The organism is Streptomyces collinus, assembly GCF_031348265.1.
GTDB lineage: Bacteria > Actinomycetota > Actinomycetes > Streptomycetales > Streptomycetaceae > Streptomyces > Streptomyces collinus.
The window spans coordinates 6193415-6212640 of the sequence record NZ_CP133771.1 but is presented as its reverse complement, the minus strand read 5'-3'; the positions used below and the strand labels follow the sequence as shown (position 1 = coordinate 6212640).

14 protein-coding genes are annotated in these 19226 nt (G+C 72.1%); 3 read left to right on the top strand and 11 right to left on the bottom strand.

The genetic code is table 11. The features are described 5' to 3' along the window. Positions 1-20: 20 nt before the first annotated feature. The 3 genes from RFN52_RS28425 to RFN52_RS28415 all read right to left on the bottom strand — a co-directional run bounded on the left by RFN52_RS28425 (position 21) and on the right by RFN52_RS28415 (position 6500). Positions 21-1871, bottom strand: a complete 1851-nt coding sequence (locus tag RFN52_RS28425) for an acetolactate synthase large subunit (protein ID WP_184850287.1) — start codon at positions 1869-1871, stop codon at positions 21-23. Between the two features lie 225 nt (positions 1872-2096). After that, positions 2097-5111, bottom strand: a complete 3015-nt coding sequence (locus RFN52_RS28420) for a putative bifunctional diguanylate cyclase/phosphodiesterase (RefSeq protein ID WP_184850285.1) — start codon at positions 5109-5111, stop codon at positions 2097-2099. 438 nt (positions 5112-5549) lie between these two features. Continuing rightward, positions 5550-6500 carry a 2-hydroxyacid dehydrogenase gene (locus RFN52_RS28415; protein WP_184850283.1) on the bottom strand — a complete coding sequence of 317 codons (951 nt, stop codon included), beginning with the start codon at positions 6498-6500 and terminating at the stop codon, positions 5550-5552. Positions 6501-6577: 77 nt separating this feature from the next. Here RFN52_RS28415 and RFN52_RS28410 point away from each other — a divergent pair, with 77 nt between their 5' ends. Both RFN52_RS28410 and RFN52_RS28405 read left to right on the top strand, forming a co-directional pair. Next, complete coding sequence (locus RFN52_RS28410) at positions 6578-7576, top strand: aldo/keto reductase (RefSeq protein WP_184850281.1); 999 nt, start codon at positions 6578-6580, stop codon at positions 7574-7576. A 126-nt stretch (positions 7577-7702) separates the two neighbouring features. Continuing rightward, a complete protein-coding gene (locus RFN52_RS28405) occupies positions 7703-8875 on the top strand; it encodes a PQQ-dependent sugar dehydrogenase (RefSeq protein ID WP_184850279.1) in 1173 nt (390 codons plus the stop codon). A gap of 21 nt (positions 8876-8896) precedes the next feature. Here the strand turns inward: RFN52_RS28405 and RFN52_RS28400 are convergent, their stop codons facing one another. The 7 genes from RFN52_RS28400 to RFN52_RS28370 form a co-directional block, all read right to left on the bottom strand. Continuing rightward, a complete protein-coding gene (locus RFN52_RS28400) occupies positions 8897-9070 on the bottom strand; it encodes a DUF6191 domain-containing protein (RefSeq protein ID WP_373308608.1) in 174 nt (57 codons plus the stop codon). Between the two features lie 69 nt (positions 9071-9139). Further along, positions 9140-12223: a helix-turn-helix transcriptional regulator gene (locus tag RFN52_RS28395; RefSeq protein WP_184854065.1), complete on the bottom strand. Its 3084-nt coding sequence runs from the start codon at positions 12221-12223 to the stop codon at positions 9140-9142. Between the two features lie 128 nt (positions 12224-12351). After that, a complete protein-coding gene (locus tag RFN52_RS28390; RefSeq protein ID WP_107459412.1) occupies positions 12352-12537 on the bottom strand; it encodes a hypothetical protein in 186 nt (61 codons plus the stop codon). Positions 12538-12735: 198 nt separating this feature from the next. Beyond that, on the bottom strand, positions 12736-13272 hold the full coding sequence (locus tag RFN52_RS28385) for a hypothetical protein (protein ID WP_184850275.1): 537 nt from the start codon (positions 13270-13272) through the stop codon (positions 12736-12738). Positions 13273-13307: 35 nt separating this feature from the next. Further along, positions 13308-13880 (bottom strand): GNAT family N-acetyltransferase, encoded by a 573-nt coding sequence (locus tag RFN52_RS28380; RefSeq protein ID WP_184850272.1) that lies wholly within the window; start codon positions 13878-13880, stop codon positions 13308-13310. Further along, positions 13858-16104 (bottom strand): MMPL family transporter, encoded by a 2247-nt coding sequence (locus RFN52_RS28375; RefSeq protein WP_184850270.1) that lies wholly within the window; start codon positions 16102-16104, stop codon positions 13858-13860. Before RFN52_RS28375 ends, RFN52_RS28380 begins: the two co-directional genes overlap by 23 nt. 158 nt (positions 16105-16262) lie before the next feature. After that, positions 16263-16658, bottom strand: coding sequence for a hypothetical protein (locus RFN52_RS28370; protein ID WP_184850268.1), 396 nt, complete (start codon positions 16656-16658; stop codon positions 16263-16265). Between the two features lie 191 nt (positions 16659-16849). On the opposite strand from RFN52_RS28370, the gene RFN52_RS28365 reads away from it, so the two are divergent. Next, entirely contained in the window at positions 16850-17653 is an 804-nt protein-coding gene (locus RFN52_RS28365; protein ID WP_184850266.1) for an SAM-dependent methyltransferase, read from the top strand. Between the two features lie 57 nt (positions 17654-17710). Here RFN52_RS28365 and gatB read toward each other — a convergent pair whose 3' ends face one another. Then, positions 17711-19225, bottom strand: coding sequence for an Asp-tRNA(Asn)/Glu-tRNA(Gln) amidotransferase subunit GatB (gene gatB, locus RFN52_RS28360; RefSeq protein WP_184850264.1), 1515 nt, complete (start codon positions 19223-19225; stop codon positions 17711-17713). Position 19226 lies beyond the last annotated feature (1 nt).

The window sequence follows — 19226 nt, the reverse complement described above, 5'->3', positions numbered from 1 at the left end:
TTGAAAGTCCTGGACGGCTCTCAGTCGTCTTCGTTGTCGCCGAAGTCGGGGCGGACGTCCCGGGCGGCCATGATCTCGTCATTGGAGGTGCCGGCGGCGACCATCGGCCAGACCATCGCGTCCTCGTGGACGATGAAGTCGACGACGACCGGGCGGTCGTTGATCGAGTTCGCCTCCTCGATGACCTTGTCGAGGTCGTCCGGGGACTCGCAGCGGATCGCGTAGCAGCCCATGGCCTCCGACAGCTTCACGAAGTCGGGGACGCGGGTGCCGCGGGCCTCGGGGTTGACGTCGTCCGGGCCGGAGTGCAGCACGGTGTTGGAGTACCGCTGGTTGTAGAAGAGGGTCTGCCACTGGCGGACCATCCCGAGGGCGCCGTTGTTGATGACGGCGACCTTGATCGGGATGTTGTTCAGGGCGCAGGTGGTGAGCTCCTGGTTGGTCATCTGGAAGCAGCCGTCGCCGTCGATGGCCCAGACGGCCCGCTCGGGGGCTCCGGCCTTGGCGCCCATGGCGGCCGGGACGGCGTAGCCCATGGTTCCGGCGCCGCCGGAGTTCAGCCAGGTGCCCGGCTTGTCGTACTCGATGAAGTGCGCGGCCCACATCTGGTGCTGGCCGACGCCCGCCGCGAAGATCGTGCCCTCGGGGGCGAGCTGTCCGACGCGCTCGATGACCTGCTGCGGGGAGAGCGAGCCGTCGTCGGGCTGGTCGTAGCCGAGCGGGTAGGTGTCGCGCCAGCGGCTCAGGTCCTTCCACCAGGCGCTGTAGTCGCCCCGGTGGCCCTCGCTGTGCTCCCTCTGGACGGCCTGGATCAGGTCCGCGATGACCTCGCGGGCGTCACCGACGATCGGCACGTCGGCCGCGCGGTTCTTGCCGATCTCGGCCGGGTCGATGTCCGCGTGGACGATCTTGGCGAACGGGGCGAAGCTGTCCAGCTTGCCGGTGACGCGGTCGTCGAAGCGGGCGCCGAGGGCGACGATCAGGTCGGCCTTCTGCAGACCGGTGACGGCGGCGACCGAGCCGTGCATGCCGGGCATGCCCAGGTGCTGCGGGTGCTTGTCGGGGAACGAGCCGAGCGCCATCAGGGTGGTGGTGACGGGCGCGCCGGTGAGCTCGGCGAGGACCTTCAGCTCGGCGGTGGCCTTGGCCTTGATCACGCCGCCGCCGACGTACAGCACCGGACGCTTGGCCTGGGTGATCAGCTTGGCGGCCTCGCGGATCTGCTTGGCGTGCGGCTTGGTCACCGGGCGGTAGCCGGGCAGGTCCATGGCGGGCGGCCAGGAGAAGGTGGTCTTCGCCTGGAGGGCGTCTTTGGCGATGTCGACCAGGACCGGGCCGGGGCGGCCGGTGGAGGCGATGTGGAACGCCTGGGCGATGATCCGCGGGATGTCCTCGGCCTTGGTGACGAGGAAGTTGTGCTTGGTGATCGGCATGGTGATGCCGACGATGTCCGCCTCCTGGAAGGCGTCCGTGCCGATCGCCTTGGACGCCACCTGGCCGGTGATCGCGACCAGCGGCACGGAGTCCATGTGCGCGTCGGCGATCGGGGTGACCAGGTTGGTGGCGCCGGGCCCGGAGGTGGCCATGCAGACGCCGACCTTGCCGGTGGCCTGCGCGTAGCCGGTGGCGGCGTGACCGGCGCCCTGCTCGTGCCGGACCAGGACGTGGCGCACCCTGGTGGAGTCCATCAGCGGGTCGTAGGCCGGGAGGATCGCACCGCCGGGAATGCCGAATACCGTGTCGGCGCCGACCTCCTCGAGAGAGCGGATGAGGGACTGCGCGCCCGTCACCTGCTCGGGGGCGGAGTGTCCTCCGGATCGGGGCCGGGGCTGCGGGTGGTGGGCCCCGGTGGCCTGCTCGGTCATCGGCATTCTCTTCTCAGATGCTGAGGGTTTTTTGCGAGAGTTTTGCGGTTTTCGGCTGCTGCACGGAGGGCGCCTGTGCAACAAAAAACCCCTCGTGCCATAAGGCAAGCGAGGGGAGCGCGCCGGGTGGGGTCGCTGAGCGGTCGAGGCTCAGCGTCAGCCGACGCGCTTTCCAAGTACGAGAATTCGGGTGCGCATGGCACTGACCCTCCCCCCGGCACGCACTCACTGTCAAGTGGGTGGGACGGGAGTCTCATTATGTGAGCGGAGAGCCGTGCCGCCTCCGATGACGGCGGACACACCCGAGCTGTACACCCGGGGGGCGCCGCCCGCGAACGCCGGTTCGACCGGTCCGTCCGGCACCGGATAACGGCCGCCTGCGAGCGCCCGGCGCAGCCGGTACTCGTCGAGCGGTCCGGAGAACGCCATGCCCTGCCCGTGCGTGCAGCCCATCGCGCGCAGGGCGATCACCTGCTCCGGCAGATCCACCCCTTCGGCCACGGACTTCAGCCCGAGGTCGCCCGCGATGCGCAGCAGCCCACTGGTGATCTTGTGCAGGCGGGCCGACTCGACGACGCCCTCGACCAGACCGCGGTCCAGCTTCAGGACGTCGACGGGGAGGCGCCGGAGGGCCGTGATCGCCGCGTAGCCACTGCCGAACCCGTCGAGCGCGATCCGTACACCGACCCGCCGCAGGGCGCCCAGACGCCGCTCCAGCTCGTCCAGCGAGACTCTCGGGTCGGCATCGGACAGCTCGATGATCAGCGACCCGGACGGCAGCCCGTGCCGCGTGAGCAGCGCCTCGATCGAGCCCAGCGGCATCGACCGGTCCAGCAGCCGACGGGCGCTCATCCGCACCACGACCGGCACGGACAGCCCCGTCGCGTGTCGCTCGGCGGCCTGCTCGACGGCCTCCTCGATCAGCCACCGGCCCAGCTCGGCGGTCTTGTCGCTGTCCTCGGCCACGCGCAGGAACTCCGCCGGGGTGAAGAGGACCCCTTGTGAGGAGCGCCAGCGCGCCTGCGCGGACACCGATGTGATCCGGCCGTCCTCCAGGGACACCACCGGCTGGTGCAGCAGGGCGAACTCCCCGTCGTGCAGGGCGGCCCGCAGGCGCGTGGCGAGCTCGGCCTTGCGAGCCACGTCCTGCTGCATCTGCGGCTTGTACAACTCGACACGGCCCTTGCCGCCGGCCTTGGCCCGGTACATGGCCAGGTCGGCGTTGCGCAGCAGTTCGCCCGCTCCGAGACCGGCTTCGGCGAAGGCCACGCCGATGGAGGCGTTGACGCGGACGTCGTTGCCGTCGATGAGGTAGGGCTGGGACAGCGTCGTCCTGAGGCGGTCGGCGAGCTCCAGGATGTGCCGCTCCCGGGCGTCCCGGTCGCGGGTGTTGTCCCCGGCGATCAGGGCCGCGAACTCGTCTCCGCCGAGCCGGGACGCGGTGTCGCCGTGCCGGACGGAGTCCTGGAGCCGGCGGGCGGCATGGACGAGCAGTTCGTCCCCGGCCTGGTGCCCGATGGTGTCGTTGACGGCCTTGAAGCCGTCGAGATCGATGAACAGCACGGCCGTGTTGCGCAGGGCCACGCCCCGGTCGGAGGCGCGGCGGCCCGAGAGGGCGTGCTGGACGCGTTTGGTGAACAGGGCGCGGTTGGGCAGGTCCGTGAGCGGGTCGTGCTCGGCGTTGTGCTGCAACTGGGCCTGGAGCCGCACTCTTTCGGTCACGTCGCGGCTGTTGAAGATGAGGCCGCCGTGATGACGGTTGACGGTCGACTCGACGTTCAGCCAGCCTCCCCCACCACCCGACCGGAAGCGGCACTCGATGCGCGTGGTGGGTTCCTCGACCGGGTTGGCCGCGAGGAATCTGCGCACCTCGTGCACGACGCAGCCCAGGTCCTCGGGGTGGATGAGATGGGCCAGTTCCGTGCCCACCAGTTCCTCCGCCGGGCGGCCGTAGACACCGGCGGCGGCCGGGGAGACATACCTCAGGACACCGCTGGGGGCGGCGATCATGATGACGTCGCTGGAGCCCTGCACCAGGGAGCGGAAGTGGTTCTCCTTCTGCGCCAGTTCCTGAGTGAGGGTGATGTTGTCGAGCAGCATGATGCCCTGGCGCACGACGAGCGCGAGCACGACCGTGCCCCCGGTCAGCAGGACCACGCGGTCGACGCTGCGGCCGTTGAGGACGTTGTAGAGGATCCCCAGGGTGCACACCGCGGCCGCGAGGTACGGCGTGAGCGCGGCCAGGGAGCCGGCGATGGGCCGGGTGGCCGGGTACCGGCTGTGGTCGGCGCCCGGCAGGGGCACGGGGTGGTGGGGGCCGCTGCGCTGTCCCGGCACGTGCTCGTGCACCACGCGGGTGTGCCCCGTGGCGCCGTGCCGGTCGGTGCCATGGCGGTCGGCCTCCGCGCGGGGCGCGGCCCACGGGGCGTACGCCAGCAGCAGCGAGCCCGCGAACCAGCCCGCGTCGAGCAGCTGGCCGGAGCGGTAGTCGTGGTGCATGAGCGGCGAGGTGAACAGGGCGTCGCACATCACGGTCAGCGCCAGGGCGCCGATGGCGGTGTTGACCGCGGAGCGGTTCACCGCGGACCGCCTGAAGTGCAGGGCGAGCACCATGCTGACCAGCGCGATGTCGAGCAGCGGGTACGCCAGCGACAGCGCGGTGTGCGCCACGCCCGGCCCTTCGGACTTCGCGGCCTGAGCGAGGGCGAGGCTCCAGGCCAGCGTCAGCAGCGAGCCGCCGATCAGCCAGGCGTCCAGCCCGAGGCAGACCCAGCCGGCCTTGGTGACCGGCCGTTTGGCGAGCACGAGCAGTCCGACGATCGCGGGCGGCGCGAAGCAGAGGAAGAACAGGTCGGCGTAGCTGGGGCTGGGCACGGGCAGTCCCAGCACCACCTCATACCACCCCCAGACCAGGTTGCCCAGGGCGGCCATGGCCGAGGAGAGGCCGAACAGCAGCCAGGCGGGCCGGAAGCCGGGGCGGCGGCTGCGGGCGTAGAGGAAACACGAGACGGCGGCGGTGCCGGCCGCGGCGCTGAGCCCGAAGTCACCCATGATCAGGGCCAGCTCGGCCGAGCCCCAGCCGAACGCGGAACCTGCGGCGTATCCCGCGCAGACCAGGGCGAGGGTGAGCTGGAGGGCCAGGCCCGGCCGGTGGCCGGTGACCGGCGTGCGGGGCAGCAGCGCGCCCGGGGACGAAGGCTGTGCCCGCAGCGCTCCGTCCAGCGTGGGGGTGGGGGGCGCGCTCACCGGGCCCTCCCCATCCGCCGCGCTCCCGGGCCCCGCGGGTCCCGGCGGGCCGGCTGGTCATGCCTCCTGCGGCTGCCGGGCCTGCGGTGGTGATGGCTGTGTTCGCTGTGGTGCCCGCTGTGGCGTTTGCCGTAGCGGGTGTGGTGGCCGACGTGATCGGCGTGCCGTCCGCGGCTGCCCGCGGCCGTCCGCCAGGGTCGCCGCCGGCAGCCCCGTCCCGTCGGATCGCTCGTCCATAGGCCGTGCATCGCCTGTCGCCCCCCTCACAGTCCGAAGTGTCCATCCCCTGCGCCGGAACGGTCCCCGGCGCTGCCCCTGTCGGGACGATACACCAGTCTCGTCACTCAGGGACATAGGTTCTCTACGCTCCGTGACGATCAATAGATAGATGAGTACCCACCGCACCCGAAGGATTGCGGACGGTACTCGAAGGTTCTCTCAGTCGGTTGATGCACCCGTCGTAAGGATCACGTTGCGGAGCGGCTCCCGGTTCACATAACGGTTCAACTGGTCCACCAGGAGCCGCTTGGCGCGCGGGAGGAACGCGGAGGTGGGTCCGCCGACGTGGGGGCTGATGAGCACCCCCGGCGCACGCCACAGGGGGTGTTCGCGCGCCGGCGGCTCCGGGTCGGTGACGTCGAGGGCTGCGGTGATGCGGCCGGTCTCCAGCTCGGCGAGCAGGGCCTTGGTGTCGACGACGGGACCGCGGGCGACGTTGACGAGGAGCGCGCCGTCCTTCATCCGGGACAGGAAGTCGGCTCCGGCCAGGCCGCGGGTGGTTTCATTGAGCGGGGTGGACAGGATGACGACGTCCGCCTCCGGCAGCAGCGCCGGGAGTTCGGTGAGCGGATGCACCGGCCCGCGCGCCGTGGTGCGCTCGGAGCGCGCGACGCGCGCCACCCGCGCCACCTCGAACGGAACGAGCCGGTCCTCGATGGCCTCGCCGATCGAGCCGTATCCCACGATGAGGACGTTCTTGTCGGCGAGCGCGGGCCGGAACCCACCGAGCCACTCCCCCCGGTCCTGCGCGCGCACGAAGTCGGGGATCCCGCGCAGCGAGGCCAGGATCAGCGCGAGGGTGAGCTCGCCGGTGCTGGCCTCGTGCACCCCGCGCGCATTGCACAGCCGCACGCCCGCGGGCAGGTGCCCGAGCCCCGGCTCCACGTGGTCGATCCCGGCGGAGAGGGTCTGTACGACCCGGACGTTGCTCATCCGTCCCATGGGACGTACGCACAGCGGGCTGGGCTTCATGTAGGGGACGACGTAGAAGGCACAGTCGGCCGGGTCCGCGGGGAAGTCCTCACCGCCGTTCCAGAAGCGGTACTCCGGGCCCTCGGGGAGTCCGTCGATCTCGTCCGGCGGGATGGGCAGCCACACGTCAGCAGTCATGCTCTGGAGGCTATGTCAGGAGCGTGCGACGGCAGAGGTTAGGTTGGGGTGGCTCGAACAGGGAGGGTCACGACCAGGTGGAGCGCAGGACGATCGGCGCGGCGGCGCTCGCGGTGGGGGCCGTCGGACTCGGGTGCATGCCGATGAGCTGGGCCTACAGCACGTCGAGGCGGCGCGGCGACGAGTCGCTCAGGGCGGTGCACCGGGCGCTCGACCTGGGCGCGTCCCTGCTGGACACGGCCGACATGTACGGCCCCTTCACCAACGAGCTGCTGGTGGGGCGGGCGTTGAAGGAGCGGCGGTCCGACGCGTTCGTGTCGACGAAGGTCGGGCTGCTCGTGGGCGACCAGCACATCGTCGCCAACGGCCGCCCCGGGTACGTGAAGCGGGCCTGCGACGCGTCGCTGCGGCGGCTTCAGACGGACGTCATCGACCTCTACCAGCTGCACCGGGCCGACCCCGAAGTGCCGGTCGAGGAGACCTGGGGCGCGATGGCGGAGCTCGTCCAGGCCGGGAAGGTACGGGCGTTGGGCCTGTGCGCGGTGGGGGCGCGGGCCGGCCGCCGGACCGGGGCCCGGCTGCACGACGGGACGATCCGGCAACTGGAGCGGGTGCAGCAGGTCTTCCCGGTCAGCGCGGTGCAGGCGGAGCTGTCGGTGTGGTCGCCGGAGGCGCTGGAGACCCTGCTGCCCTGGTGCCGGACACGGGGGGTCGGTTTCCTCGCCGCGATGCCGCTGGGCAACGGCTTCCTGACCGGCCGGCTGCGGCCCGGCGCGGGCTTCGAGGCGGACGACCCGCGCGCCCGGCACCCCCGCTTCACGGCCGAGATGATGGCCGCGAACCAGCCGGTCGTCGCGGGGCTGCGCCGTGTGGCCCGTCGGCACGGCACCGACGTCACGCCCGCCCAGGTCGCCCTCGCGTGGGTGCTGGCCCAGGGCCCGCACGTGGTCCCGGTCCCGGGCACGAAGCAGGAGCGCTGGGTCACGGAGAACACGGCCGCGGCGGCGCTGCGCCTGAGCCTCGACGATCTGAAGGAGATAGCGCGGCTGCCCCCCGCCCAGGGGTCGTGGGACTGAGGCCGGGTTCCGTCCCGGGTGCGTTTCGGGCAAACCCCGTCTTCCCGGTTCGGCGTTCCGTGATCGGGAACCTGGGAGCCGCGAGCGGTGTATGACAGGGAGAGGACCCGCCCCGTCGAAGGGACCATGATCGTGCAACGTCGAGCCGTGCCGACCGTGTTGGCCGCCGCCGCGCTCCTGCTGACGGCCGGTTGTTCGTCCGACGGCGGAGGGCCGTCGGGCAACGACGAGGGCGCCTCCCCGAGCCGTAGCGCACCGGGGTCGTCCGCGCCGCCGCGTCAGGCCGCCGAGGAGGCACCTCCCGCCAAGGGCTCGGTGAAGGTCGTGCGTACCGTCGCCGAGGGGCTGGAGTCCCCCTGGGGCCTCGCTCCCCTGCCGGGCGGCGGCCTGCTGGTGTCCTCCCGTGACGAGGGGACGATCGTCCGGGTCGACGAGAAGACCGGCAAGAAGACCGAACTGGGCGAGGTGCCGGGGGTCTCCGCGGCGGGCGAGGGCGGCCTCCTCGGGATCGCCCTGTCCCCGGACTACGCCTCGGACCGCATGGTCTACGCGTACTTCACCTCGGCCTCCGACAACCGCATCGTCCGCATGATCTACGACGGGCAGAAGCCCTCCGGCGAGCAGCTCGGCGCGCCCGACACGGTCTTCAGGGGCATACCCAAGGGCTTCATCCACAACGGCGGCCGCATCGAGTTCGGCCCGGACAAGATGCTGTACGTGGGCACGGGCGAGAGCGGCGACACCGGCCTGTCCCAGGACAAGGACTCCGTGGGCGGCAAGATCCTCCGCCTGACCCCGGAGGGCGAGCCGGCGCCGGGCAACCCGTTCCCGGACTCGCCGGTGTATTCCTACGGCCACCGCAATGTGCAGGGCCTGGCCTGGGACGGCAAGCAGCGGCTGTTCGCCTCGGAGTTCGGCCAGGACACCTGGGACGAGCTCAACGCGATCAAGCCGGGCGACAACTACGGCTGGCCGGAGGCCGAGGGCCGGTCCGACGACGGGGAGTTCCACAACCCGGTCGACCAGTGGACCACGGCCGAGGCCTCCCCCAGCGGCATCGCCTACGCCGAGGGGTCGGTCTGGATGGCGGGCCTGCGCGGCAAGCGGCTGTGGCGCATCCCGCTGAACGGCACCGAGGCCTCGGCCGAGCCGCAGGCCTTCCTGGAGGGCGAGTACGGCCGGCTGCGCACGGTGGTGCCGGCGGGCGGCGACCGGCTGTGGCTGGTCACCAGCAACACGGACGGCCGGGGCAGCGCGAAGGACGGGGACGACCGGATCCTGGAGCTGCGGGTGACGTAGCGGCTCCCGAGGCCCAGGGCCCTAGCTGCGGCTCTCGGGCTCCTCGCCGGCCGGGCGTACGACGACCTTTCCGGACGCGAGGTCTATCGGTCCGCGTCCGGGGTCGGCGTCCCCGACGTCCTCACGGGTCAGTTCCAGGCGGTTCTGCTCGTCGCGGGTGTGTTTGCGCCCGGGCGAGAACAGTTCCTCGAACATGTTGAACAACGTGTGCCTCCCTGGGCCGCGGGCTTCACGTCATCCGCGACGTCCTTCACAGCGTATGCCTCAGCCCGCCGGACCGGGCATGAGCATCTCGGCCGGGAACAGCCCCAGCCGGTGCGCCACCGCCGCCGCCTCGCCCCGCCCGGAGACGCCGAGCTTGCCCAGGATGTTGGAGACGTGCACGCTCGCCGTCTTCGGCGAGATGAACAGCTCCTGCGCGATGCGGCGGTTGGTGTGGCCGGCCGCGACCAGGCGCAGCACGTCCCGTTCCCGATGGGTGAGGCCCAGGGCCTCGGCGGGGTCGGCGGGTGCGGGACCCGGTCGCGCGGCGGGCGCGAGCGGGAGGCGGGCCCGCCGGCCGAGCGCGGTGGCCGCGTCGGCGAGCGGCCGTGCGCCGAGGTGGCGGGCGGCGGCGTGGGCGAGGCGGAGCAGTTCCGCGGCGCGCTCGCGCTCGTCCTCCCCGCCGCACGTCAGCAGGGACTCGGCCAGGCGGTACCGGACGCGGGCGAGGTCGTAGGGCCGGCCCAGGGGTTCGAAGGCGGTGACCACCTCCGACCAGGTGTCGGGGGTGCTCCCGTCCGCGGCGCGGTGGAGTTCGGCGCGGACCCATCGCTCGTGGGCCAGCCAGACGGGGGCGTGCGTGGTGAGGCGCTTGGCGGCCCCGGAGATACCGGCCAGCACCTCCTCGCGGCCCTCCTGTGCGGCGGGCAGCGTCCGGGCGTCGGCCTCGGCGGTGGCCGCTTCGAGCAGCAACGGCCAGGCGTAGCGCTGGGTGCCGGGCGGGAAGCCGGACTCCAGGGTGCGGGCCAGTTCGGCGCGGGCGTCGAGAAGGCGGCCCTCGGCGACGGCGACGGCGACGGTGAGGCAGGCGACCGGGAGGTCGTGCTGCGGCATGGGCGCGCGCGGGCCGTAGGAGGCGCGGCTCTCGGCGAGATGACGCCCCGCCTCAGGCACCTCGCCGCGGGCGAGCGCGAGAAAGGCCAGGCTGTTGGCCCCCGACCCGTACGGCGCTGCCGTCTGCCCGCGCCGCTGGGCGCTGACCGCCGCCTCGGCGGCCTCGGTCCAGCGGCCCAGGGAGATGAGGGATTCCGCCAGGTTGCTCCAGATCCAGGCCTCGGCCGTCCGCAGGCCCATCCTCCCCGTGAGCCGCAGGCCCTCCTGGAGGATGGCGACGGACTCCTCGGAGCGGCCGACGCCTTCGAGGACGGAGGGCAGGTTCACATGGCTGCGGCCCGCGACCGATGCGAGACTGCGGGCCACCACCTCGTCCCTGACCTCGTACATGTGCGTCAGCCCGGCCTCGATCTGGCCGGCGTCGACCATGAGCCCGCCGAGCGTGAGCCGGGCGTTGGCCTCGATGTCCTCGGCGCCCACCATGCGCGCGTACTCGACGGCCCGCTCGGCGGCGGTCAGGACCTCGGGTCCTGGTTCGTGGAGCATCGACCAGTGGGCGGCCGTGGCGAGCACCTCGGCATGTACCTCGGACGGCGGCAGGCCGCGTACCAGGTCCTGAGCGGTGGCGATCTCCTGCCAGCCGTCGCCGCGGGCGAGGCTCTGCACCAGCCGGGCGCGCTGGATCCAGAACCAGGCGGAACGCTGGGGGTCGCTCCTGCTCGAACGCGGTTCGGAGCGTGACGGAGGGTCGTTCTCCTCGTCGAGCAGGCGCAGCGCCCGCTTGGTGATCTTCAGGGCGCGTTCGCGCTCCCCGCAGAGCCGTCCGGCGACGGCCGCCTCGGCCAGCAGGTCCAGGTAGCGCAGCGCGGTGGTGGCCGGGTCGCAGCCGCAGGGAGGGTAGACCTCGGCGTAGTCCACGGGGCGCAGGGTCTTGCGTACGGCCTCGGGGGCGGCGTCCCACAGTTCCATCGCCCTTTCCAGGAGCCTGAGTTGCTCGGCGTAGGCGTGGCGGCGGCGGGCCTGGACGGAGGCTTTGAGGACGGCCGGCAGGGCCTTGGCCGCGTCGTGGGCGTGGTACCAGTAGCTGGCCAGGCGCGTCGCCCGCTGGTCGGCGGGGACGAGGGACGGGTCGGTCTCCAGTGCCTCGGCGTAGCGGCGGTTGAGGCGGGAGCGTTCGCCGGGGAGCAGGTCGTCGCTGACGGCCTCGCGGACCAGGGAGTGGCGGAAGCGGTAGCCGTCGTCGGCGGGTGCGGGGGCGAGGATGCCGGCGTTCACGGCGGCCCGCAGTGCCTCGATGAGGTCGTCCTCGGCGAGCCGGGCGACGGCGGACAGCAGCCGGTACTCGACGGTGGAGCCGCCCTCGGCGACGATCCGGGCGACCTGCTGGGCCGCCTCGGGCAGCCCTTCGACGCGGACGAGCAGCAGGTCGCGCAGGGAGTCGGTCAGGCCGGTCCGGCAGCCCTCGTGGGCGGCGACGGCGAGTTCCTCGACGAAGAAGGCGTTGCCGTCGGAGCGTTCGAAGATCGCGTCGACCCGGTCCGGCGCGGGCTCCCGGGCGAGGATCCCGGCGATCTGGCGTCCCACCTCCTCGCGGTTGAAGCGGGCGAGTTCGACGCGGCGGATGGTGCGGAGCCGGTCGAGTTCGGCGAGGAGGGGCCGGAGCGGGTGGCGGCGGTGGATGTCGTCGGAGCGGTAGGTCGCGAGGACGACGAGGCGGCCGGTGCGCAGGGTGCGGAAGAGGTAGGAGAGCAGATGGCGGGTGGAGGCGTCGGCCCAGTGCAGGTCCTCCAGGACGAGGACGACGGTGTGCTCGGCGGCGACGCGCTCCAGCAGGCGTGCGGTGAGCTCGAAGAGGCGGGCCATGCCGTCCTCGTCGTGCCGGCCGGCCCTCGGCTCGCCCAGCTCGGGCAGCAGCCGGGCCAGTTCCTCCTCCTGGCCGGCGGCCGCGGCGGCCAGCTCGCCGGGGAGTTCGCGGCGCAGGGCGCGCAGCGCGGTGGAGAAGGGAGCGAAGGGCAGACCGTCGGCGCCGATCTCCACGCAGCCGCCCAGGGCGACCACCGCCTCGTGGCCGCGGGCGGCCGCGGCGAACTCCTCGACCAGGCGGGTCTTGCCGACTCCGGCCTCCCCGCCGATGAGCAGCGCCTGCGGCTCGCCTTCGCGGGCGCGGACGAGCGCGTCGTGCAGCGTGCCCAGTTCCTCGGCACGGCCGACGAACACGGGGCTGACGGACCGGGTCTCCACGGCCCCGAGCATCGCATGCGGGTCCGACAGCGCGGCACCGGTTTTCCGCGCAACGGCCGCAGCAGCGGCCGTCGTTCCCGCGGGAACGACGGCCGCTGCCTGCCGGACGGCCACGGCCGGGGCCGGTCCCGCCGCGGTGTTCACGCGGTCCGGGCGGACCGTGGCCGCCGGAAGCGGCGGCTATGGCTCTCGTGCTCCGCGGTGTCCGTGTCCGCCTGGTGGCGGGCGGCGCGGCGGGCCCGGGCCGCCTCGCGGACCAGACGCTCGTGGTCGGCCCGGCGGATGAGGTCGGACGTGCGCAGCTGCTGGAGCTCGTACTCGTGCATGGTGTGTCCTTCGAGGAGAGGCCGGTCACGGAGCGTTTCTCCGCGATGACCTCACTCTCGTCTCCCAGGCGGGGCCGCCACATCGGGAGAGTTCCGCATCTTCGGCGACGGGAGGGGCCTTAGACACGGCTGAGGGGCCTCAGGGGCTCCGTAAGGTGCTTACGGAACCGCCTGAGACCCCTCAGGAAGCGCGTGCTCTCAGCTCGCGGAGGGCAGGCCGAGCAGAACGCCGGTGTACTTGAGGACGGCCAGGAACAGGCCGATGACGCCGAGCGCGACTCCCGCCCAGGCGACGGACTTGATCCAGGGGGCCTGGATCCTGCCCGGCGTGCCGAACGCGGGCCGGGCGAGCGTCACGACGCCGACGACCAGCGCGATCAGCGCGAACAGGCCGCCCCACAGGGCGGTGGTCTGCCAGGCGTCGCCGTAGACCGCCTGGATCTGCTGGGCCACGCCCGCGTTCTGGGCGGTCTCCAGCTGGCCGACGAGGTTCTGGCGCGCGGAGGCGACGGTGCCGATCCAGCTGCCGGTGAGGGAGACGACGCCCAGTGCGGCGGAGACCACGGCGGCTGCGCCCTGTCCGACGCCGGAGGGGGCCTCCTCCTTGGTCTGCGCGTCGTCGGCCGCGGCCTGGACCTCGGTCTCGGGCACCTCGTCGGACTTGGTGGTGTCCACCGCCTTCTCGTCGGTCGTGGCCTGGGTGGCCTCGGTCTCGTCCACTGCGTTCGTTGCCATGTCTCGCACCGTAGGGTCGCTGTCTGAGAAGTCTCTTAACGATCGTTGTGAGCGGCACGCGCGCGTGCGGCGCGCCACTCGGGTGCCAGCACCGACCAGACTTCGAGATCGTGCCGTAGGCCACCATAGGGGTGGGCCTCGCGCCGCACACCGTCCCGGGTCATGCCGAGTCGCCGGGCCACGTTCAGGCTGGGCCGGTTGCCGGCGGCGGCGACCCATTCGACGCGGTGGATGCCGCGCTGCTCGACGGCCCAGTCGATGAGGACCCGCATCGCGCGCGTGACCAGGCCGCGGCCCGTGGCGGCCGGCTCCAGCCAGCACCCGACCTCGCAGTTTCCGGTCGCCGCGTCGAAGTTCAGGAACAGCACCCCGCCCACCAGCGTCCCCTCCAGCCACAGGCCGTGCAGGGAGCCGGTGTCGGCGGCGCGCATGTCGGCGTAGCGCTGGAGTTTGGCGCGGGCCGAGGGCAGATCCGTCTCGGTCGTGCCGAACGGGATGTACTGCCCGATGAACTCCCGCCCCCGCTCCAGGTGCGCCAGGAACTCCCCGGCGTGCCAGGGTTCCAGGGGCCTCAGCTCGGCGTCGTCACCCAGGGATATCGCGTACATCCCGCTGCCGCTCCTCCTCCGCCAGGACGTCCGCCGCCTCGGCGTCCGTCGCGGCGGCCAGCCTCTCATGGGCGGCGCGGCTCTCGGGCGGCTCGATGCTGATGCGCGGCATGCGCTTGTCCAGCCAGCGGGGCAGCCACCAGTTGGCGCCGCCGAGCAGGTGCATGAGGGCCGGGACGAGGAGGGTGCGCAGGACGAAGGCGTCGAGGGCGACGGCGGCGGCCAGGGCGATGCCGAACATGGCGATCACGCGGTCGCCGCTGAGGACGAAGGCCAGGAAGACGGAGATCATGATGACCGCCGCCGAGTTGATCACCCGGCTGGTCTCGGCGAGGCCGACGCGCACGGCCCGCCGGTTGTCGCCGGTCTCCAGCCACTCCTCGTACATCCGGCTGACCAGGAAGACCTGGTAGTCCATGGAGAGGCCGAAGAGCACCGACACCATGATCACGGGCAGGAAGGGCTCGATGGGCCCGGCGCTGCCGAGGCCGAGCAGTTCGCTGCCCCAGCCCCACTGGAAGATCGCGACCACCACTCCGAAGGCCGAGGCCACGGCGGCGACGTTCATCGCGGCGGCCTTCAGCGGGATGCCGACGGAGCGGAAGGCGAGCAGGAGCAGCAGACAGCCCAGGCCTATGACGACCCCGACGAACACCGGCAGCTTGGAGACGATGACGTCGGCGAAGTCGTCGTAACCGGCCGTCATGCCTCCCACCTGCACGTCGAGGGAGGTGCCCGACTCGGCGCGCGGCAGCACCTCGCCGCGCAGCCGGTCGACGAGGTCGCTGGTGTCCTTCGACTGCGGGGAGGACTCCGGGACGACGGTCAGATACGCGGTGTGGCCGCCGGAATCGAAGGTCACCGGGGTGACCGCAGCGACACCGTCGGTGGCGCGGAGGGTGCCGTCGAGGTTGTCCAGGGCGAGCTTGTCGTCGGCTCCGTCGACCTTGGTGACGAGGGTGAGCGGGCCGTTCACGCCGGGGCCGAAGCCGTCGGCGAGGAGGTCGTAGGCCTGGCGGGTGGTGGCGGTCTTCGGGCCGTTGCCCTGGTCGGAGGTGCCGAGGTGCAGGGAGAAGGTGGGCAGCGCGAGGACACCCATGACGACCAGGGCGACCGCGCCGAGCACCTTGGGGTGGCGTTCGACGAAGGCCGACCAGCGGGCGGCGAAGCCGGTGGGCACCTCGGGTTCCGGCCCGTGTTCGGCGAGGCGGCGGCGCTCACGGCGGCTGAGGGCGCGCATGCCGATGAAGGACAGCAGGGCGGGCAGCAGGGTCACGGAGGCGGCGACGGTGAGGATCACGGTGAGGCTGGCCGCGACGGCGACGCCGTTGAGGAAGCTCAGCCGGAGGATCAACATGCCGAGCAGCGCGATGCAAACGGTGGCACCCGCGAAGACGACCGCCCGTCCCGTGGTCGCGACGGCGTTGGTGGCGGCCTCGGCGACGGACAGGCCGCGTTTCAGCCCGCGCCGGTGTCGGGTGACGATGAACAGCGCGTAGTCGATGCCGACGCCGAGTCCGACGAGCATGCCCAGCATCGGTGCGAAGTCGGCGACGGTCATGGCGTGCCCGAGCAGCACGATCCCGGCGTAGGCGGTGCCGACGCCGACCAGGGCGGTGGCGATGGGCAGCAGGGAGGCGGCGAGCGAGCCGAAGGCGAGGAACAGCACCACCGCCGCGACGATCACTCCGACGATCTCGGCGAGGTGCCCGCCGGAGGACTCCGTGAGCGCGACGGCGCTGCCGCCCAGCTCCACCTGGAGTCCGTCGGTCTCGGCGTTCTCGGCGGTGTCGACGACGGCCCGGGCCTCGCCCTCGGCGATGTCCTCGGCCCGGTCGTCGAAGGTGACCGAGGCGTACGCCGTGCGGCCGTCCTCGCTGATGCGGCCCGTTCCCGGTCCGTCGTAGGGGCTGGTGACCGAGGCCACCCCGGGGAGGTTCTCGATCCGGTCCAGGGTGCGGGTCATCGTCTGCTCGACGTCGGCGGCGCGGACGCTGCCGGAGGCGGTGTGCCAGACGACGGTGTCACTGTCCCCGCCGAGCCGCGGGAAGCCCTCGTGCAGCAGCTCGGTGGCGCGGCCCGACTCGGTGCCGGGGACCTGGTAGTCGTTCGAGTACGTGGTGCCGGCGACGGCGGCGCCGGCGGCGACCCCCGCGAACGCGAGGAGCCACAGCAGGACGCTGAGCAGACGGCGCTGGACACACCAGCGTGCGAGGGCTGCCACGAAACGTGCTCCCGGAGTTGCCTTGTGTGGATCTTTGGCCGGGAACAGTCGTGCATGAACTGAACAGCCAGCAAAGAACGCATGAGCAATGCGCTGCCACTCTTACAAACCAACGAGATCATTTGTCGGTTTCGTGGGCTTATTCACAGCGGCCGGACTCAGTCGAACTGGTCCCCCAGCGCCATCACCATCACGCCCGCGACCAGCAGCCACAGCGCCCGCCGGGTACGGCCGCGCGAGCCCAGCACGGCGGCGGCAGCGCAGAGGGCGGCCCCGCCGGCGTACGCGGCCGGGACGAGGGCCGGAGCGGAGCGGGTGAGGCGGAGCAGCGCCGCGGCGAGGCCCGCGAGGGTCAGTGCGGCGCCGGTGCCCACCGCGGTCCAGCGGGCCCGGCGCGCGTCCTCCCAGGGGTCGTCGGACGCGGACAGGGGATCGACGGACTCGTCCAGGGGGTCGTCGGACGCGGCCAGGGGATCGACGGACTCGTCCTGGCCTGCTGCCGCCTCCGAGTCCGCCGTCTCTGGACCGGTGCCGGAATCAGGACGTCCACTCATGGCCGAGACGGTAGCGCGCCCGGTGGCGAAAAGCGGGTGCGGGGCCGGAGGGGCGGCTGTTAGCGTCCGCTGGTCCGAGGAATGCCCGCGGCCTCCCGCCGCCCGGCTGAAGCAGGTGCATTGTTTGACGGTCCGACCGAGCTCCTCCGCATCCCCTTTCTCCCTCAAGGACTCAAGGAGCCCGTCCACCGATGTCGGACATCACTTCCCGGACCTCGAACGACCCCCTCACTGACCGTGTGAGCCACCCCGGCTACCCGCGCAGCAACGGCTACGACGCCCGCTGGACCATCGACAACCAGATGGGCCCGCACGCGCTGTGGCTGCTGGAGTGGCTGGCCCCCGCCCTGGGGCTCGACACCCTGAGCCCCGGCTCCCGCGTGCTCGACCTGGGCTGCGGCCGCGCCATGACGTCGGTCTTCCTCGCCAAGGAGTACGACGTCCAGGTCACCGCCGCCGACCTGTGGGTCAAGCCCGACGAGAACGCCGGGCGCATCGCCCAGGCGGGCGTCGCCGACCGCGTCCTGCCCGTGTTCGCCGAGGCGCACGACCTGCCGTTCGGCGAGAGCGGCTTCGACACGATCGTCTCGATCGACGCCTACCAGTACTTCGGCACCGACGACCTGTACCTGCCCCACCTGGCCCGGCTGCTGAAGCCCGGCGGGCGGATCGGCGTCGTCGTACCGGCGCTGCGCGAGGAGATCGACGGCGTCGAGCCGCCGGAGCACCTCAAGCCGTACTGGGAGCCGGACTTCTGGTGCTTCCACACCGCGGCCTGGTGGCGCCGCCACTGGACCCGCAGCGGGGCCGTGGAGGTCGAGACCGCGGACTGGCTGGAGGACGGCTGGCGCGACTGGCTGCGCTGGTGCGAGGTCGTGGCCGAGGAGCACACGGACGAGTGGCACGTCCGGATGGCCGGCCAGTGCGCCGAGATGCTGCGCCTGGACCGGGGCGAGACGCTGGGCTTCGTCCGGGTCGTCGGCCGCCGTGTGTGAGTGACGAGGGGGGATGCACCGGGTCCGGTGCATCCCCCCTCGTCGGGTCCGCCGGGGTCAGCCTTCGGTGACGCCCAGCTTCTCCAGGATCAGTTCCTTGACGCGGGCCGCGTCGGCCTGACCCCTGGTCGCCTTCATGACGGCGCCGACCAGCGCTCCGGCCGCGGCCACCTTGCCGCCGCGGATCTTGTCCGCGACGCCCGGGTTGCCGGCGATGGCCTCCTCGACGGCGGTGGTGAGAGCGCCCTCGTCGGAGACGACCTTCAGACCGCGCTTGTCGACGACCTCGTCCGGGGTGCCCTCGCCCGCGAGGACGCCCTCGATGACCTGCCGGGCCAGCTTGTCGTTCAGGTCGCCCTTGGTGACGAGCTCGGTGACCCGGGCCACCTGCGCCGGCGTGATCGCCAGCTCGTCGAGGGCCTTGCCCGACTCGTTGGCGCTGCGGGCCAGCTCGCCCATCCACCACTTGCGGGCGGAGGCGGCGTCCGCCCCGGCCTCGATCGTGGCGACGATCGGCTCCAGCGCACCGGCGTTGAGGATCGCCTGCATGTCGGTGGCCGAGACGCCCCACTCCTCGCGGAGCCGGCTGCGGCGGACCAGCGGCAGTTCGGGCAGTCCGGCCCGGATCTCCTCGACCCACTCGCGGGACGGGGCCACCGGGACGAGGTCGGGCTCCGGGAAGTACCGGTAGTCCTCGGCCTCCTCCTTCACACGGCCCGAGGTCGTCGACCCCGTGTCCTCGTGGAAGTGGCGGGTCTCCTGGATGATCGTGCCGCCGGACGACAGCACGGCCGCGTGCCGCTGGATCTCGAAGCGGGCCGCGCGCTCCACGGACCTGAGCGAGTTGACGTTCTTCGTCTCCGAGCGCGTGCCGAACTTCTCCCGGCCGTGCGGGCGCAGCGACAGGTTCACGTCGCAGCGCATCTGGCCCATCTCCATGCGGGCCTCGGAGACGCCGAGCGCCTTGATGAGCTCGCGAAGCTCACGGACGTAGGCCCGCGCGACCTCGGGGGCACGCTCGCCGGCGCCCTCGATCGGCTTGGTGACGATCTCGATGAGGGGGATGCCGGCGCGGTTGTAGTCCAGCAGCGAGTGCGAGGCGCCGTGGATGCGGCCGGTGGCACCGCCGACGTGCGTCGACTTGCCGGTGTCCTCCTCCATGTGGGCGCGCTCGATCTCCACGCGGAAGGTCTCGCCGTCCTCCAGCTGCACGTCGAGGTAGCCGTTGAAGGCGATGGGCTCGTCGTACTGGGAGGTCTGGAAGTTCTTCGGCATGTCCGGATAGAAGTAGTTCTTCCGGGCGAAGCGGCACCACTCGGCGATCTCGCAGTTCAGCGCGAGGCCGATCTTGATGGCGGACTCGACGCCGGTCGCGTTGACGACCGGGAGCGCGCCGGGCAGGCCGAGGCAGACCGGGCAGGTCTGCGTGTTGGCGTCCTGGCCGAGGGCGGTCGAGCAGCCGCAGAACATCTTGGTCTTGGTGCCGAGTTCGACATGGACCTCAAGGCCCATGACGGGGTCGTACGACGCGAGTGCGTCCTCGTACGACACCAGGTCGGTCGTGGTGGTCACG

What these genes read in the sequence shown, in the direction of transcription:
- RFN52_RS28425 (WP_184850287.1), bottom strand. Translation starts at nt 1,871, where the DNA reads ATGCCGATGACCGAGCAGGCCACCGGGGCCCACCACCCGCAGCCCCGG.
- RFN52_RS28415 (WP_184850283.1), bottom strand. Translation starts at nt 6,500, where the DNA reads ATGACTGCTGACGTGTGGCTGCCCATCCCGCCGGACGAGATCGACGGA.
- RFN52_RS28405 (WP_184850279.1), top strand. Translation starts at nt 7,703, where the DNA reads ATGATCGTGCAACGTCGAGCCGTGCCGACCGTGTTGGCCGCCGCCGCG.
- RFN52_RS28400 (WP_373308608.1), bottom strand. Translation starts at nt 9,070, where the DNA reads ATGTTCGAGGAACTGTTCTCGCCCGGGCGCAAACACACCCGCGACGAG.
- RFN52_RS28395 (WP_184854065.1), bottom strand. Translation starts at nt 12,223, where the DNA reads ATGCTCGGGGCCGTGGAGACCCGGTCCGTCAGCCCCGTGTTCGTCGGC.
- RFN52_RS28390 (WP_107459412.1), bottom strand. Translation starts at nt 12,537, where the DNA reads ATGCACGAGTACGAGCTCCAGCAGCTGCGCACGTCCGACCTCATCCGC.
- RFN52_RS28385 (WP_184850275.1), bottom strand. Translation starts at nt 13,272, where the DNA reads ATGGCAACGAACGCAGTGGACGAGACCGAGGCCACCCAGGCCACGACC.
- RFN52_RS28380 (WP_184850272.1), bottom strand. Translation starts at nt 13,880, where the DNA reads ATGTACGCGATATCCCTGGGTGACGACGCCGAGCTGAGGCCCCTGGAA.
- RFN52_RS28370 (WP_184850268.1), bottom strand. Translation starts at nt 16,658, where the DNA reads ATGAGTGGACGTCCTGATTCCGGCACCGGTCCAGAGACGGCGGACTCG.
- RFN52_RS28365 (WP_184850266.1), top strand. Translation starts at nt 16,850, where the DNA reads ATGTCGGACATCACTTCCCGGACCTCGAACGACCCCCTCACTGACCGT.